Below are 15,503 nucleotides of genomic sequence, written 5' to 3'. Positions count from 1 at the left end.
TTCCGCGAATGCCCGCGGCCACCCCGGCCGGGCACCAGGAGGATCAGATGCTCGACCACCGACTCAGCAGCGAGTACGAGGAACTGCGGCGCACCGTCGCCGAGTTCGCCCAGGACGTGGTGGCCCCGAAGATCGGCGAGTTCTACGAGCGGGAGGAGTTCCCGTACGAGATCGTCCGCGAGATGGGGCGGATGGGCCTGTTCGGCCTGCCGTTCCCGGAGGAGTACGGCGGCATGGGCGGCGACTACTTCGCGCTCGGCCTGGCCCTGGAGGAACTCGCCCGCGTCGACTCCTCGGTGGCCATCACCCTGGAGGCCGGCGTCTCGCTCGGCGCGATGCCGATCTACCGCTTCGGCACCGAGGAGCAGAAGCGCGAGTGGCTGCCCCGGCTGACCTCGGGCGAGATCCTCGGCGCCTTCGGCCTGACCGAGCCCGAGGGCGGCTCGGACGCCGGCGCGACCCGCACCACCGCGCGGTACGACGAGGCCACCGACGAGTGGGTCATCAACGGGACGAAGTGCTTCATCACCAACTCCGGCACCGACATCACCGGACTGGTCACCGTCACCGCCCTCACCGAACCGATCGCTCGTTCGAGTGAAGAAGGCGAATTCCGCTCGCCCACGCGGGAGATCTCCTCCATCATCGTGCCCACCGGGACCCCGGGGTTCACGGTCTCGAAGAAGTACTCGAAGGTCGGGTGGAACGCCTCCGACACCCGCGAACTGTCCTTTACCGACTGCCGCGTTCCCGCGGCCAACCTGCTGGGCGAGCGTGGCCGAGGCTACGCCCAGTTCCTGCGCATCCTCGACGAGGGGCGCATCGCGATCGCCGCCCTGGCCACCGGCCTGTCCCAGGGATGCGTGGACGAGTCCCTCAAGTACGCCGGCCAGCGCCGGGCCTTCGGCCGGCCGATCGGCGCCAACCAGGCCATCCAGTTCAAGCTCGCCGACATGGAGCTGCGCGCCCACACCTCCCGCCTGGCCTGGCGGGACGCGGCTTCCCGGCTGCTGCACGACGAACCGTTCAAGAAGGAGGCCGCGATCGCGAAGCTCTACTCGTCCGAGGCCGCCGTCGACAACGCCCGCGACGCGACCCAGATCCACGGTGGGTACGGCTTCATGAACGAATTCCCGGTCGCCCGGTTCTGGCGCGACTGCAAGATCCTGGAGATCGGGGAGGGGACGTCGGAGGTGCAGCGGATGCTCATCGCCCGGCACCTCGGCGTCGAGTCCTGAGAGTCGATTCCCGAGTCGGGTTCCTGAGGGACGTCACTCAGGAACCCGACTGAGGAACCCGCCCGAGCCGTCCGGCCTTCCGGGTCGGCCGGCTCAGGGGATCACGATCACCGGGCGGTTGGCCCGCCGCGCCAGCCGCCCGGAGACCGAACCGAAGATCTTGCCGAGCAGGCCGTGCGTCGTGCCGACGACGATCGCGTCGGCGGCGTACTCACGGCCGACCTCCTCGATCTCGTGGCAGATGTCGCCGCCGCGCTCGACCAGGATCCAGGGCACCCCGCTGAGGAAGTCCGCACAGGCCAACTCCAGGCCCAGGACCTCGGTCCGGTGGTCGGGGAGGTCGACGAAGACCGGAGGCTCACAGCCGGCCCACACCGTGGCGGGCAGGCGGTTGGCGACGTGCACGATCACCAGGCCGCACTGGGAACGGCGCGCCATGCCAACCGCGTAGGCGAGGGCGCGCTCGCTCGACAGCGAGCCGTCGAAACCGACCACCACACCGTGCTGGAACACCGGGTCGGGGGCGCCCGCCTCGGCCTCCTGAGCCGAGGGCTCGCGGTGCGCACCGCCGGGTGCACCAGGCCCTGCCTCCGGGCGCTCGGCGCCCGGGCCCAGGCGGCCCGTCACCGGAGGTCCCACAGGGCCGGCCGGGGGCTCGCCACGCCGTTGGCGGGGCCCGGGGCGGTCACGGCGGTCGGCGCCGGCACGTCCGGCCTCGCCGCGTCCGGTGAGGCCGCGCAGCGCTCGTGCCAGGCGTCGGGGGCCGGCTCGCTCGGTGCCCGCCACGCCAGGGCCCGCGTCGCCGGACGCTGTCGCGCCAGGAGCCGCGGTACCGCCGGCTGCGGCGCCGGGGCGGCCTCCCGCCTGCCTCCGGTCGTCACGAACGCCGTCACGAGCGTCGTCACCGCGGACGCCGAGGACGTCGGGCCGCTCGTCACCGCGTACCTCGTCGGCTTGCCCGCCGTCGACGCGTTTCCCGTGGTCTTCGGCCGGGACGAGGTCCGCGCGGCCGCCGTCTGCGCCGGTTCCTGCGCCCGCGCTGCGGGGCGCGTCCGGTTCCACCGGTCGGGAAGGCTCAAAACCAGCCATGGCTCACGGCTCTTCGAGGGAGAGGGGCCGACAGGAGTGGACAACGCTGCCCGGGCAGCAGGCCCGCCCACGGGATGACGTCGGTCTGCGCCGCGCAGCACCGTATGTGACCTGTTCCTTTCAGAGTACGACGGGCACGGGGCCCGACCCACCGGCGAAGCCCCGGAGCGACGTTGTTCCCGCGAAAGGGGGATGCGCCCGCCGCGGCGGTGCGCCCTGCCCGCAGGCGGTCGCGCCCCCTCCGGAATGGAGGTTCCCTGGAGCTTGACTGAGCGGACCGGGCGGCGCAACAGGCCCACGGGACACCGTGACCGGACTGTCATGGATCGGCGACGATCCGTTGCGAGTTGTCGCGAACCGTTACGTCGCACGCGTCCCATAGGCCCCGGGCGGCCCGTCCGGCCCACCCGCGCGACCGGTGCCGCGGTCCGTTTCGGCCACTTCGTACGGCTTCGCGACTCCGTCTGGCATTTGCCAGGTGCATAGGCGCGGGCGCTGGCACCATGCTCGACATGCCCCTGCTGCTGTTCGACCTCGACAACACCCTGTTGCCCCGGGACGCCGCCTTCCGGGCCTGGGCGCAGGACTTCCTGTCCGAACACGACCTACCGCCCAGCGACGTGGAATGGTTCGTCACCCTCGACGGCAGCGGCTACGTGCCGCGCAGCACCGTACTGTCCGCCGTCCGGCGCCGCTACGGCCTGGACGCCTCCGTCGAGTTCCTGCTCGCGCACTTCCGACGCGGCATCAACTCGCACATCCACTGTCCGTCCGGACACGTCGCGGCGCTGCGGGCCGCGCGGGACGCCGGCTGGACGCTGGGGATCGTCAGCAACGGCGGCACCCGGCCGCAGTTGGAGAAGATCCGGCGGACCGGGCTGGGGGCACTGGTCGACGGCTGGGTCATCTCCGAGGAGGCCGACTGCGTCAAGCCGGACCCGCTGATCTTCGAGATCGCCGCCCGGCGGTGCGGCGTCCCGCCGACCGGGGACTGGACCTCGCACACCTGGATGGTCGGGGACCACGCGCCCGCCGACATCGCCGGCGCCGAACTCTCCGGGCTGCGCAGCGTCTGGTTGCACCACGGCCGGCCGTGGTCGGAGGTCGGCTACCGGCCGACGCTGAAGGCGGCCGGTCTGCCCGAGGCGGTGGGCCAGGTGCTCGCCGCCCGCACCGCGCCCTCGCCACGGCCGGGCGTCCGAGCGGGCGGGGCGGCCCGACTTCGGGTCGCGGGCGCGCCGGCCCGGGCGACGGCGCCGCTCGGCGCGCGATCCGGCGTGCACTCGGCGACGGCCTCCGCGGACGGCCCGGGTGCGCCCGTTGCCGCGAACGCCGGACCGGGCTGCGCCCCGGGCGCGGGAGGCGGGTCGGGTGTCCGAAACCGCTCCGGCGGGTTTGCCGTGTTCGCGGACAACCTCCCACGCGCGGGAGCGGGCTCCGGCCCGCGGGCGGGCGCGGCGGCGAACGCCCCGGCGACGGCGGGCGTGCAGGGCCGCCGCACCGCTGCGGCGGGGCGGCCAACTCCGCTCCGCACGGCGGAGGATGGGCCGGGCGGCACCCCCGCCGCGGCGCCGGTCATCGGGCCGATCACCGCACCGGTCATCGCACCGGTCACCACACCGGTCATCGCGCCCGTCATCGGGCGGAACGGCGCCCCGCGGACCTCGCAGACCGCCGGGGCGTGCCCCGTCCCGCTCGCCGAACCGGCCGCCGCCGCCGCCCAGTAGTTACGGCAGCCGCGGCGACGGATCGGAAGCCCGGCCCGCCGTCCCCGGTCACCCGCGCGCCACGGTGAGGGACCACCGGCAGGTGCGGGCCGCTTCGGCGAACCCCAGCTTCCGGTAGACCGGTTCGCCGAGCGTGGAGGCGACCAGGGTGGCCGGGCGGTCCGGGTGGGCGTGGGCCAGCGCGGTCCGCGTCACGGCGGCGCCCACCCCCTGACCGCGCCGGTCGGGCAGGGTGGCGACCCAGTAGACGCCGGTCAGCCGGCCGTCGTCGTAGGTGAGGCAGGAGCCGACCGGGGCGCCGTCGATGCTTCCCAGCCAACCGCGGCAGCCGGGTTCGGCCAGCAGTCGCCACGGGAGCGCGTCACCCCGGACCCAGGGCTGCCGGGCCGGCAGCGGGAAACCGTCCACGATCATCCGCTCGACCTGCGCGAAGGCGTCGGGGTCCAGCGCCTCGACGACCGTCAGGGTGCTGCCGCCGCGGGCCCGCGAGGTCGCGGGCGGCGCGGCCGAGCCGCCCGCGGCCGCGCCGCCGTAGACCGGCCCGGGTTCGCGGAACATCACCGGCATCACCGACACCCGGCCGGTGCCGAAGGAGTGCAGGTCGAGCCCGCCGTACAGGTCCTCGACGGCCAGGCCGACGGTCGACCACTCCCGCACGAGCTCGGTCAACTCCCGCTCCACCGCGCCAGGTTCGGAGTACGGACGGGTGATCACCACACGGTGGACGTCGTCCGGGGTGCGGGCGCCGCGGACTGCCGTCCAGCCCGGGCGGATGCGGGTCTCCCAGCCGTGGGTGCGGGCCTGGGCGAGCCAGAAGGAAGCCGAGTTGTCGTTGGCCTGTTCGAGCCGGCGGTCTGTGTTCACGGCAGGACGGTAGCCCGGCTGCCCGGGTGCCGGTTCCGCCGCCGCAGCCATGGCCGGATGAAGCCTGGGAGGCGCACGGTCCGGGCGTGTGCGCCCTCTCGTGCACCGCCGATTTTCGGTCAATTTCGCGCGGGTGGCTCCCGCTTGGACATATCCGCAGCCCAGACCCGCCGCCCGGGCGCGCGGAGGCCGGGCGCCCCAGGAGCGGCCCCGCAACAACCGGCCACCCTTGCCCCCGCCCTCTTCCCAGAAAGGTCGACGGGTGCCACGCTTCGTGATCGAATGCATCACGCCAAATTGCCATGTCGACATAGCGTCGGATGGTGAACTTGTCACAACGGCAATGGTCCACCGGATAGATTTCGATCTTGGCTAGCAGTGCCGCACCACCCACACCACACCACCGAGGGGGCTTGAGCGCCTTGAGCAGGGTGAGCAGGAGCGACGCGGGTCCGGACAGCGGCCAGGCGGTGGCCGGTATCGCGGCTCGATCCGCGAGAAGCACTGGCACCACCGCGATCGCCGCCACCACCCGCACCTCCGGCGCCCCGGGCAGTTCCGGCCCGGCCTCGCACTCCCCCTACGCCTCGACCCCCTCCGCCGGCGGCCCCACCCCGGCCGAGCACGGCGGCCCGGCACCGTACGGCACGCAGCCCGCCCCGGGCGGCCACTCCCAGAGCGGCCACTCCCAGGGCGGCCACCTGGGCCACACCGGACATTCCGTCAGCCGAGGCGCCGTCAACCCGGCCCAGGGCTACGGCGGTGACCACACCGGCAGCCCCGGCCACCTCGGCGCCCCCGGCCACACCTCCCACCCCGGCTACCCGGGCGCCGGCGCGGCCCCGCTCCCCGGTGCCACCGGCTCCCTGGGCGGTTCGCTGGCCGGCCTCACCGCCGGCGCGGCGCTGGGCCACTCCCCGCTCGGCCACAGCCCCCTCGGCTACGGCGGCGGCAACGGCGCGAACGGCTCCCCCGCCTCGGCCGCCGCGGTGGTCTCCCCGCGCAAGCTGTCCGGCCGACGTCGCCGGGAGACCGTGGCGGTGCTGATCTTCGGCGGCGCCCCGATCTTCGAGAGCTCGATCCCGCTCTCGGTCTTCGGCGTGGACCGCCAGGACGCCGGGGTGCCCCGCTACCGCCTGCTGGTCTGTGCCGGCGAGGACGGCCCGCTGGCCACCACCGGCGGCCTGACGCTCTCCGCCCCGTACGGCCTGGAGGCCCTCGCCCGGGCCGGCACGATCGTCGTCCCGGCCTGGCGCTCGATCTCCCAGCCCCCGCCGGTCGAGGCGATCACCGCTCTGCGCAAGGCCCACCACGAGGGCGCCCGGATCATCGGCCTCTGTACCGGCGCCTTCGTCCTCGCCGCCGCCGGCCTGCTCGACGGCCGCCCGGCGACCACCCACTGGATGTACGCGCCGACGCTGGCCAAACGCTACCCCCGGGTGCACGTCGACCCGCGCGAACTGTTCGTCGACGACGGCGACGTGCTCACCTCGGCGGGCACCGCCGCCGGCATCGACCTGTGCCTGCACGTGGTGCGCACCGACCACGGCGCCGAGGCCGCCAACGCGCTGGCCCGCCGACTGGTGGTTCCGAGCCGCCGCGGCGGCGGAGGACAGGCCCAGTACATCGATCAGTCTTTACCGGAGGAGATCGGCAACGACCCGCTGGCCGAGGTGGTCACCTGGGCGCTGGAGAACCTGAACCAGCAGTTCGACGTCGAGGTCCTGGCGGCCCGGGCCTACATGAGCCGGCGCACCTTCGACCGGCGGTTCCGCACGCTCACCGGCAGTGCGCCGCTGCAGTGGCTGATCACCCAGCGGGTGCTCCAGGCGCAGCGGCTGCTGGAGACCTCGGAGCTGTCGGTGGACGACGTCGCGCGCCGGTGCGGGTTCCGCTCGCCGGTGGCGCTGCGCGGGCACTTCCGGCGCCAGCTCGGAGTCTCCCCGGCCGCGTACCGGACCAGCTACCGGGCACGCCGCCCCGGCCAGCCGACGCCCGCGCCGGCCGGCGGGCACGTCGGCGACCTGAGGCTGCCCAGCGCGCTGCCGCACCCGGTGGGAGCGCCGATCGGCGCGGCGGCGGGCGGCGCGGTCTTCGGCGGGACGGCGCACGGCGGTTCCGGCGCGCAGCCGGCGCACCCGTTCGCGGCCGGGCCCGGGGCACCGGCGCCGGTCGGCCCGCACGGCCAGCCGGTCGGGCCCGGACCGTACCCGCAGCAGGCCCAGCACGGCCAGGGCGCGCCCTTCGCCCCGGGTCAGCCCGGGACGCCGGCCGCCCAGGGCTTCCACGCGCGGGCCGGTCAGCCGTACCCGCACCAGCAGGCCGGGCAGCAGCCTGCTGGGCGCGGCCCGGCGCGGCCGCCGGTGGTGCCGCCGCAGGCCGCACCGGGTGCCGGGCGTCCGTCTCGGACCGCCGAGCACGCGGCGGCCGAGGACGGCCACCCGCAGCCCGGCGTGCGCGGCCAGGGCCAGGGGCACCGCAGTGCGGTCGAGCGGCCCTCGGACGAACCGGGGGCGCCCGGCGCGGGTTCGGCCGCGCGCGGTCACGGCCCGGCGTCCGGCCGGATGCCGGCCACCGCCGCCGGTCAGCCGACGGCCGGGGCGGGCGACCTCCGGGGCCGTCCGGGCCGGGCACCGCAGGTCCGCGCCCAGGGCCTCCAGGGCCTCCAGGGCGCTCCGGGCGTGCGGGCCGCGGCGACCGAGGGCGGCCGGGCGGCGGCGCGCGAGGCCCGTCCGGGCCGGGACGGCCGGCTTCCGCACGAGGCCGGGGACCAGTCGGACGACCCCGGCCCGCACGGCGGGGCCCAGGAGCACCGGGCCGAGGCCTGCCCGCCGGATGCCCGCTCGGCTCCGCCGGTGCCCGCGGCGCGTGATCGCGCCGTAGGGTGAGGTGCGTGAATGACCGCTTGGTATGGATCGACTGTGAAATGACCGGCCTCGACCTCGACCGGGACGCCCTGGTCGAGGTCGCGGTGCTGGTGACGGACTCCGAGCTGAACATCCTCGGCGAGGGCGTGGACGTCATCATCCGCCCGCCGGCGGAGGCGCTGGCGAACATGCCCGAGGTGGTGCGCACGATGCACACCGCCTCCGGGCTGTTGGACGAGCTGGAGCAGGGCGTGACCCTGGCCGAGGCCGAGGAGCGCGTGCTCGCGTACGTGCGCGAGCACGCGCCGGAAGCCGGGAAGACGCCGCTGTGCGGGAACTCGGTGGCCACCGACCGGGGCTTCCTGTCGCGGGACATGCCCGCCCTGGAGAAGCACCTGCACTACCGGATCGTGGACGTCTCCTCGATCAAGGAGCTGGCCCGTCGCTGGTACCCGAAGGCGTACTACAACAGCCCGCCGAAGGGCGGGAACCACCGGGCACTGGCCGACATCCGCGAGAGCATCGACGAACTGCGGTACTACCGCGAGGCGGTGTTCGTCCCCCAGCCCGGGCCGGACGCCGACACCGCGCGGGCCATCGCGGAGAAGTACCGGCCCGCGGCCGACTGAGCCGCGGGGCCTCCCGTCCGCGATCCCTGCTCCCCCCGTTCCCCCCGTTCCGGCTCGTCGGAACGGGGGGAACGGGGACCCCGGTCCGCCGGAACGAAACCCTGGCGCGAGCACCCTCTCGGATCCTGTAGAGTTCTTCCTGTCGGAACGGGAACGCGAGAGCGGGAACGGACCGGACAGATGGTGGGTGTAGCTCAGTTGGTAGAGCACCTGGTTGTGGTCCAGGTGGCCGCGGGTTCGAGTCCCGTCACTCACCCCAGAGCCTGAGGGGCCGATCTCTTCAAGAGATCGGCCCCTCAGGCGTTTTCGCATGCCCTCCCGGCGCGGCCTCAACTGCGGCCGGTGGTCCGGCTTTTCCGGTCCGCCCCTGCCGCCGGAAGCTACCGGCTAGTAACATCTTCGCCATGACCACACCTACGATCGGCCAGATGCTCGACGCCACCGTGCCGATGGCGCACACCCTCAAGCTGGAGTACCTGGAGACCACCCCGGAGCGCGCCGCACTCCGGCTGCCCGACCAGCCCGCGTACCACAACCACGTCGGCGGCCCGCACGCCGGCGCGATGTTCACGCTCGCCGAGTCCGCCAGCGGCTGCATCGTGCTCGCCGCCTTCGGCGACCAGCTGTCCCGGGCCGTGCCGCTCGCCGTGAACGCCGAGATCGCCTACAAGAAGCTCGCCATGGGCGAGGTCACCGCCACCGCCGTGCTCGGCCGCCCGGCCGCCGAGGTCGTCGCCGAGCTGGACGCCGGCGGCCGCCCCGAGTTCCCGGTCACCGTGGAGATCACCCGCGCGGACGGCGCCGTCACCGGTGTGATGACGGTCACCTGGACGCTCCGCCCCAACTCCTGACCGCCGTACGGCCGGTGGCCCCGGACGCGGGACCCGCGGGGCCACCGGCGCACCGACCGTCCGGGCCGGGCAGAATGCCGGCGGACGCCGCCGCGGACGGGACGGCGGGCGTGACCTGGCCGCCCATCGGCTCGTTCTCGATTCACGTGCGAGCCAATCACGCGACCGAGCCCCAGGAACCCGCCCCCCGCGGCGTCACCGGCGCGGCCGCCGGTACGCGGCACACGATCGGCCGGCGGCTGCCCCGCCCGCGCGCCGTCGCGGCCGGCGGGGCCCTGCTCGCCCAGCTCTGGGGCTTCGGCGCCCCCGCCGCCCACGCGGTGAACGCCGACCCCGCCGCCGATCGACCGCACCCGGCCGTCCGCCGGGCCCCGCACGACGGAACCGCGCCGGGCGGGGACGCACGGAACGGGGACGCGCGGAGCGGGGACGCGCGGAACGGAGCCGGGCCCGACCCGGCCGTTCACGACGGGACCGTGCGCGACGGGCAGTCAGCCGGACGGTCCGCCGGGCAGGCGCCGGCTGCCGGGAACGGTGCGGCCAACTCCCCCGGGCCGGTCGGCTCCCCGACCGGTGGCAGCCCGGCGGGCGGGGCCGCCGGCCAGACCGGCGACGGCCTCCGGGAACGCATCCGGGCGGGCGGACTGCCCCTGCCCGGCGAACGCGCGGCCCTGCCGGACGCGTTCGCGATCGCCTCCGGCCTGCTCGGCGGCATCCCCGCCCAGCCCCGGCCCGCCGAACCGCGCGCCGCCCGCGACGGCGAACCCGCCGGACTGCCCACCGTCCCCCAGCAGCGCGCCGCCGCCCGTCCCGCCGAAGCCCAGCTCCCGCCCGGAGCCACCGCCGCGCGCCCGGCCCGGGACACGACGGCGACGGACGGGAGCGGCGCCCCGGCCGCACCGGTCGGGGGCGCGGACCTCGCGAGGAGCGCCACCACCCCGACCGGCACGCCGTTCGGGGCCGCGACCCCCGAGGAACTCGCCCTGGCCGACACCGCCACGGTGACGGCGGTGGACGGCTCCGCCACCGCGACCGCCGTCCTCGCCCCCATCGCCGCCGGACTCCTGCTCACCGGCGCCGCCATGTGCAAGCACCGCGGACTGCCGCGCGGGCACTGAGCGGAAGCCGGTGGCCGACGCCTCGGCGGCTCAGCCCGCCGGGGCCAGCTCCACGACCAGCAGCGGGAGTTCCCGCCCCGGTATCGAGCCGGAGGGCGTGGCGCCGACGCGGGCCGCGCCCATCGCCAGGTAGAAGCGCTCGGCGTTCGGATCGGAGTCGATGGTGAACCGGCGCAGGCCGAGCGCCACCGCTCGGGCGCGGACGTGCTCGAACAGCGCCCGGCCGACGCCCCGGCCGATCGCCGGCGGGTCGACGAACATCAGGTCCAGCGCGCCGCCCGGCGGGACGGCGGTCAGCACGGCGAAGCCCAGCAGCCGGCCGTCCTCCTCGGCCACCTCCACGAAGCTCCGCTCGATCGCGGCGGCGTCCACCGTCAGTTCCTCGCGGCAGGCGGCCATGAACGCCTCGTCGTAGCCCCAGTGCGCCTTGGAGCGCAGGGCGAGGTCGGTGAGCCGCCCGGCCTCGCCCGGCCGGGCCGGTCTGATCTGCACGACGCCCCCTCGGATCGGTGACGGCGCCATTGTGAACCGCAACTCGGTCGTCTGCAAACGGTTTTCGGGAGCAGCCCCGGGGTGGCGGCCGGACGGGTCCGCCGCGGCCGTCAGCGGAAGACGCCCGGGGGCGGGGCCGGGGACGGGGCGGCGGTGGCGTCGGTCGCCGGGGTGGCGCCGGCGGCGAAGTCGGTGAGGGCGCGGCCGTGTTCGACGCGGGCGTGGGCGGGGTCGGAGGCGACCCGGCGGGTGAGTTCGGCGATCGGCAGGGGGGTGTGGGCGGCGGCCAGGACGAGGTTGCCGAAGCGCTTGCCGCGCAGGACGGCCGGGTCGGCCATCAGGCACAGTTCGGGGAAGACCGCGCCCAGGGTGGCGATCTGGGAGCGGGCGAAGGGCAGGGCCGAGCCGTCCGCGATGTTGGCCGCGTACCAGCCGCCGGGGGCGAGGGCGCGGGCGGCGAGGGTGGTGAACTCGACGGTGGTGCAGTGGGCCGGGGTGCGGGCACCGGAGAAGACGTCGGTGATGACCAGGTCGACGGCGCCTTCGGGGGTGCGTTCCAGCACGCTGCGGGCGTCCGCGCCGCGCACCTTGATCTGCCAGCCGCGTTCGAGCGGGAGTTCGGCGCGGACGAGTTCGGTGAGCTCGGTGTCGATCTCGGCGACCTGCTGCCGGGAGCGCGGCCGGGTGGCGGCCACGTAGCGGGCCAGGGTGAGGGCGCCGCCGCCGAGGTGCAGGACGGTGAGCGGGCGGCCGGGCGGGGCGACGAGGTCGATCACGTGGCCGAGCCGGCGCTGGTACGCGAAGCCGAGGTGGGTGGGGTCGGCGAGGTCGACGAGGGACTGCGGGGCGCCGTCGATGAGCAGGGACCAGGCGGCGGCGCGGTCACGGTCGGGGCGCAGCTCGGCCAGGCCGGAGCCGACCGGACGGCTGAGCGGCCCCTGCGTGTGGCTGCGGCCGGTCGCGCCGGTCGCACTGGCCGCGCCCTTCGAACCGCCTGTGCCGGTCGGGATGGCCGGCGCCGCCGACGCACCGCCGCGGGCGGTCCTGCTGCTTCGGCTGCTTCGTCCCATGACGGCCATTATCGCCGCAGAACCGAACACGCTCTCGATCGGGAGGGCGGGACGAAGCCGGAACGAGGCCGGAACGAGGGTGGGTCGGGACGACCGCGCGGTTCAGGGGCGTGCCGGGTGGATCCGGCCGGAGGTCACGCCCGGCCCGTGGCCGGGGCGTACGGGCCCGGCTGGATCCGCGGGACACGCTCCGGAAGGAGCGCGAACGCTCTAGAACGGCCCGAGGCCGCCCGCCGTGAGCGTGCAGGCGGCCTCGCAGAGGGCTGAGCGGAGCACCCAGGCGTCGGTGGGGCGGGGGGTGCAGTCGGCGCCGGACGGGGGGATCACCCAGCGCGGGTCGGTGGCGGCGGGGAGCAGGGCGCCCGCCGAACAGGAGCTGCCGGGCAGGTGCCAGGTCTCCCGGGTGCCGGCCGGGACGAGGAAGGCGACGGTACTGCCGTTGCGGCTCTGCAGGACGGCTCCGCAGGCCCGGCGCAGCCGCAGGATGTCGACGGCCTCCAGGCCGTGCCGCAGGGCGACGGTCACGGTGTCGCAGCTGGTGACGAGGGTGCCCTCGGGGGGTGCGGTGCGGTTGCGGCGCGGGCCACCGCAGGGGGCTCTGCCGCCGTCGACCGGGCCCCGGCCGGGGATCCGGTCGTCGGCGGGGTCGGGGAGCAGGGCCGGGGCGGCGCCGGCGAGGGCGCGCGCGGCGACGGGGCGGTACTGCGGCAGTCCGGTGGCCATCACGGGCCCCTCCTCTGTACCTCGTCCGGGTACCTCGTCGGGTCGGAAGCTCCGCCGCCGCGGGTGGGGGACCGGCGGGGGCGGCGGCCGGGGCCTCCGCGTATCAGGACAACGCGGCGGAGGTGCCCGAGGCCACGGGGCGCCTTACAGCAAGGCATGGCATTTCATGGCGGATTACCCGCAACTTCGCCCGTTTCCTCCCGAATTGACAGCAGATCTCCCGCAAACCCGCTGTGGCCGGTCGGTGACTCCGAGTACTGTCGCCCCCATGGCAGCCACCCCACCGGCCGAGCCGAACCGACCGTCCCCCAACACCGTGATGCGCACCCTCCGCGGCGACCGCTCGCCCGGCGAGTTCGCCATGGCGGTGCGCCGGGCCGCCCGCGAGATCGGCGAGCACGTGTCCTGCGACGCCCGGTACGTCGGGCGGGTCGAGTCCGGTGAGATCCGCTGCCCCAACTACGCCTACGAGCGGGTGTTCCGGCACATGTGGCCGGGCCGCACGCTCACCGACCTCGGCTTCGCCCCCCGGACCGCCGTCCGCCGCCGCCCGGTGGACGGCGGCCCGGCGGGCGGAGAGGCGGCTCCGCTCCGTCCACCGTTCCCGCCCCTGCCCGCCCCGCGCTCACCGCTCTCCACTCAACTCCCGTACGCTGCCTCGCCGTACGCGGATTCCGCCGCTCCGGACGGGCCGTCGCGGCCGGGTGCCGGCGCGGGGCCCAGGGGGCCCGGCGGATCGCCCCATCTCGACGAGGAGAACGACGACGTGCGTCGCCGTACGTTCCTGGCCGGCGGCACCACCGCGCTGGCCACCGTGATCGGCATCGACCGGCCGGCCGCCGCCGCGCCCTGGCCCACCGCCGCCGGCGCCCCCGCGCCGGGCGGCGGGGCCGCCGCCCGGGCCGCCCTGTTCGACGCCGGTCCGCTGTACGAGGCCGGCCCGGCCGGCTACGTGCCCGGCCGCCCCGGGCCGGTGCCGCCCCCGCGCCGGGTCGGCCTCGCCGAGGTGCTCGGCGTCGAACAGGCCGTCCGGGACATCCGGCTGGCCGACGACGCGCACGGCGCCGACACCCTGTACGAGCTCGCCGGCCAGTCGCTGCGCAACGCCTACGTCCTGCTCAACGAGGGCGAGTACGGCCTCGAAACCGAGCGCCGGCTGCAGGCCGGGGCCGGCGAACTCGCCATCTCGGTGGGCTGGTTGGCGCACGACTCGAACCGGCTCGGGGACGCCCGCTCGTTCTACGCCGAGGCGCTCGCCACCGCCCGGATGGCCGGGGACTCCGCGCTGGAGGCGCACGTCTTCTGCAACAGCGCCTTCCTGGCCCGGGACGCGGGGCGCCCGCGCGAGGCGCTGCGCGCCGCCCAGGCCGGGCAGGCCGCCGCCCGGCAGCTGGACTCCGACCGGCTGCTCGCCCTGCTCGCCATGCGCGAGGCCGGCGCCTGGGCCGTGCTGCGGGACCGCGCCGCCTGCGAACGGGCGCTCACCCGGGCGTACGTCCTGTTCGACCGCGGCCCTTCGGAGGCCGACCCGGAGTGGATGTCCTTCTTCGGCGAGGCCGAGATCGCCGGGCTGCAGTCCCAGTGCTGGTCCGCGCTCGGCGACTGGGACCGGGCCAGCGAGCAGGCCCTGCTGGCCATCGACCTCCAGGAGTCGCACTTCGTCCGCAACCGGGCGCTGTACACCGCCGAGCTGGCCCACGACCGGCTCGGCCGGGGGGACTTGGCGGGCGCGGCGCACCACGGCGGGACCGCCGTGGTGCTGTTCGCGGAGGTCCGCTCGGCCCGCGTCCGGAGCATGCTCGCGGACACCGCCGAGCGGCTGCGCCCGCACGCCGCCGTGCCGGAGGTCCGCCGCTTCCTGGCCGGGTACGACCGGTCCGCGGCGGCCTGAGCGGCCCGCCGGGCCGCCACCTTCCCGGTCAGTGGCCGGAGTTCAGCCCGTCCAGGTGGGAGAGGTCGTTCCAGACCTCGACCGCCGGCGCGCCGTACTCCCAGGACAGCACGCACAGCGCCGCCGTGCCGAGCTTGAACCGCTGGGCGAACTCGGGCGGCAGGCCCAGCCAGCGCGCGGCCAGGATGCGCAGCAGGTGGCCGTGCGCGAACAGGACGACGTCCCGGTCGGCGCAGTGCATGGTCGTGGTGTCCGACGCGGGGACACCGTGCTCCGCGTTGAGTTCGGCGAGGAAGCCGTCGACCCGGGCGGCCACCTCGGAGAGCTTCTCGCCGCCGGGCACGCCGTCGCGCCAGATCAGCCAGCCGGGCTGGTCGGTGGCGCGGATGTCGGTGCCGGTGCGGCCCTCGTACTGCCCGTAGTCCCACTCCAGCAGTTCGGGGCGCTCGACCGCGCGGTCGCCGAAGCCGGCCAGTTCGCAGGTCTCCTTGGCGCGGTCGAGCGGGCTGGTGTAGACGACCGCGTCCGGCAGCCCGTTCCACGGGGCCTCGGCGAGCCGGGCGCCCAGCGCCCGGGCCATCGCACGGCCCTCCTCGGTGAGCGGGATGTCGGTGCGGCCGGTGTGTCGGCCGGTGGCCGACCACGCGGTCTCACCGTGGCGGACCAGCACGATTCGGGCGGGCATGGGGGCTCCTCGCAGCGGGGCGGTCAACGGTCGGTCTCACCCTTGAGCACCGGGCTCCATGATCCCCCACCCGGCGGGCGGGCACGATCGCGGGGCGGCCGCAGGTCCGGGCCCCGTCCCGGCCCCGCCCGGCATCCCGCCCCGCGCCTCGTCCCGCATCCGCCCGCATCCGCCCGCATCCGCCCGCATCCGCCCGCATCCGCCCGCAACCGCCCAGCCGCCCTGCCCGGTTCCGGCCGGAACGGGCCGGTCCGCCCCG

11 protein-coding genes, 1 tRNA gene and 2 pseudogenes are annotated in these 15,503 nt (G+C 75.8%); 8 read left to right on the top strand and 6 right to left on the bottom strand.

Going from position 1 to position 15,503, the window contains the following annotated elements; genetic code table 11:
• The first annotated feature begins 47 nt into the window (after positions 1 to 47).
• Entirely contained in the window at positions 48 to 1,238 is a 1,191-nt protein-coding gene (locus tag ACPC54_RS39110; protein ID WP_498971977.1) for an acyl-CoA dehydrogenase family protein, read from the top strand.
• Between the two features lie 93 nt (positions 1,239 to 1,331).
• On the opposite strand, the pseudogene ACPC54_RS39105 reads toward ACPC54_RS39110, so the two are convergent.
• Positions 1,332 to 1,757, bottom strand: a pseudogene (locus tag ACPC54_RS39105) (universal stress protein); the annotation flags it as partial.
• Positions 1,758 to 2,839: 1,082 nt separating this feature from the next.
• On the opposite strand from ACPC54_RS39105, the gene ACPC54_RS39100 reads away from it, so the two are divergent.
• Complete coding sequence (locus ACPC54_RS39100; protein ID WP_498971975.1) at positions 2,840 to 4,054, top strand: HAD family hydrolase; 1,215 nt, start codon at positions 2,840 to 2,842, stop codon at positions 4,052 to 4,054.
• A gap of 48 nt (positions 4,055 to 4,102) precedes the next feature.
• On the opposite strand, the gene ACPC54_RS39095 is transcribed toward ACPC54_RS39100, so the two are convergent.
• Positions 4,103 to 4,918, bottom strand: a complete 816-nt coding sequence (locus ACPC54_RS39095; protein ID WP_498971973.1) for a GNAT family N-acetyltransferase — start codon at positions 4,916 to 4,918, stop codon at positions 4,103 to 4,105.
• A gap of 989 nt (positions 4,919 to 5,907) precedes the next feature.
• Here ACPC54_RS39095 and ACPC54_RS39090 point away from each other — a divergent pair.
• The 5 genes and pseudogenes from ACPC54_RS39090 to ACPC54_RS39070 form a co-directional block, all read left to right on the top strand.
• Positions 5,908 to 6,928, top strand: a pseudogene (locus ACPC54_RS39090) (helix-turn-helix domain-containing protein); the annotation flags it as partial.
• Positions 6,929 to 7,811: 883 nt separating this feature from the next.
• A complete protein-coding gene (gene orn, locus ACPC54_RS39085) occupies positions 7,812 to 8,414 on the top strand; it encodes an oligoribonuclease (RefSeq protein WP_498971971.1) in 603 nt (200 codons plus the stop codon).
• A 183-nt stretch (positions 8,415 to 8,597) separates the two neighbouring features.
• Positions 8,598 to 8,673: transfer RNA gene (locus ACPC54_RS39080), tRNA-His, on the top strand.
• A 145-nt stretch (positions 8,674 to 8,818) separates the two neighbouring features.
• Positions 8,819 to 9,265, top strand: coding sequence for a DUF4442 domain-containing protein (locus ACPC54_RS39075; protein ID WP_498971969.1), 447 nt, complete (start codon positions 8,819 to 8,821; stop codon positions 9,263 to 9,265).
• Positions 9,266 to 9,411: 146 nt separating this feature from the next.
• Positions 9,412 to 10,383 carry a hypothetical protein gene (locus ACPC54_RS39070; protein WP_498971967.1) on the top strand — a complete coding sequence of 324 codons (972 nt, stop codon included), beginning with the start codon at positions 9,412 to 9,414 and terminating at the stop codon, positions 10,381 to 10,383.
• Between the two features lie 30 nt (positions 10,384 to 10,413).
• On the opposite strand, the gene ACPC54_RS39065 is transcribed toward ACPC54_RS39070, so the two are convergent.
• The 3 genes from ACPC54_RS39065 to ACPC54_RS39055 form a co-directional block, all read right to left on the bottom strand.
• A complete protein-coding gene (locus ACPC54_RS39065; protein ID WP_498971965.1) occupies positions 10,414 to 10,875 on the bottom strand; it encodes a GNAT family N-acetyltransferase in 462 nt (153 codons plus the stop codon).
• A 110-nt stretch (positions 10,876 to 10,985) separates the two neighbouring features.
• Positions 10,986 to 11,954, bottom strand: a complete 969-nt coding sequence (locus tag ACPC54_RS39060; protein WP_498972002.1) for a spermidine synthase — start codon at positions 11,952 to 11,954, stop codon at positions 10,986 to 10,988.
• 201 nt (positions 11,955 to 12,155) lie between these two features.
• Positions 12,156 to 12,668, bottom strand: coding sequence for a hypothetical protein (locus ACPC54_RS39055; protein ID WP_498971963.1), 513 nt, complete (start codon positions 12,666 to 12,668; stop codon positions 12,156 to 12,158).
• 268 nt (positions 12,669 to 12,936) lie between these two features.
• Between ACPC54_RS39055 and ACPC54_RS39050 the strand changes: the two genes are divergently transcribed.
• Positions 12,937 to 14,559: an NsdA family TPR-like regulatory protein gene (locus ACPC54_RS39050; protein ID WP_498971961.1), complete on the top strand. Its 1,623-nt coding sequence runs from the start codon at positions 12,937 to 12,939 to the stop codon at positions 14,557 to 14,559.
• 28 nt (positions 14,560 to 14,587) lie between these two features.
• On the opposite strand, the gene ACPC54_RS39045 is transcribed toward ACPC54_RS39050, so the two are convergent.
• Positions 14,588 to 15,244, bottom strand: coding sequence for a histidine phosphatase family protein (locus ACPC54_RS39045; protein WP_498971959.1), 657 nt, complete (start codon positions 15,242 to 15,244; stop codon positions 14,588 to 14,590).
• Positions 15,245 to 15,503 lie beyond the last annotated feature (259 nt).

The sequence above is a fragment of the Kitasatospora sp. NPDC094028 genome, assembly GCF_049543595.1.
GTDB lineage: Bacteria > Actinomycetota > Actinomycetes > Streptomycetales > Streptomycetaceae > Kitasatospora.
Note: the sequence above shows the minus strand (reverse complement) of the source record. Positions and strands in the feature narration are given on the sequence as shown.

Bases quoted from the DNA above. Each gene is read 5' to 3' on its own strand.
- ACPC54_RS39110 (WP_498971977.1), top strand. From the start codon at position 48: ATGCTCGACCACCGACTCAGCAGCGAGTACGAGGAACTGCGGCGCACC.
- ACPC54_RS39100 (WP_498971975.1), top strand. From the start codon at position 2,840: ATGCCCCTGCTGCTGTTCGACCTCGACAACACCCTGTTGCCCCGGGAC.
- ACPC54_RS39075 (WP_498971969.1), top strand. From the start codon at position 8,819: ATGACCACACCTACGATCGGCCAGATGCTCGACGCCACCGTGCCGATG.
- ACPC54_RS39060 (WP_498972002.1), bottom strand. From the start codon at position 11,954: ATGGCCGTCATGGGACGAAGCAGCCGAAGCAGCAGGACCGCCCGCGGC.
- ACPC54_RS39055 (WP_498971963.1), bottom strand. From the start codon at position 12,668: ATGGCCACCGGACTGCCGCAGTACCGCCCCGTCGCCGCGCGCGCCCTC.
- ACPC54_RS39050 (WP_498971961.1), top strand. From the start codon at position 12,937: ATGGCAGCCACCCCACCGGCCGAGCCGAACCGACCGTCCCCCAACACC.
- ACPC54_RS39045 (WP_498971959.1), bottom strand. From the start codon at position 15,244: ATGCCCGCCCGAATCGTGCTGGTCCGCCACGGTGAGACCGCGTGGTCG.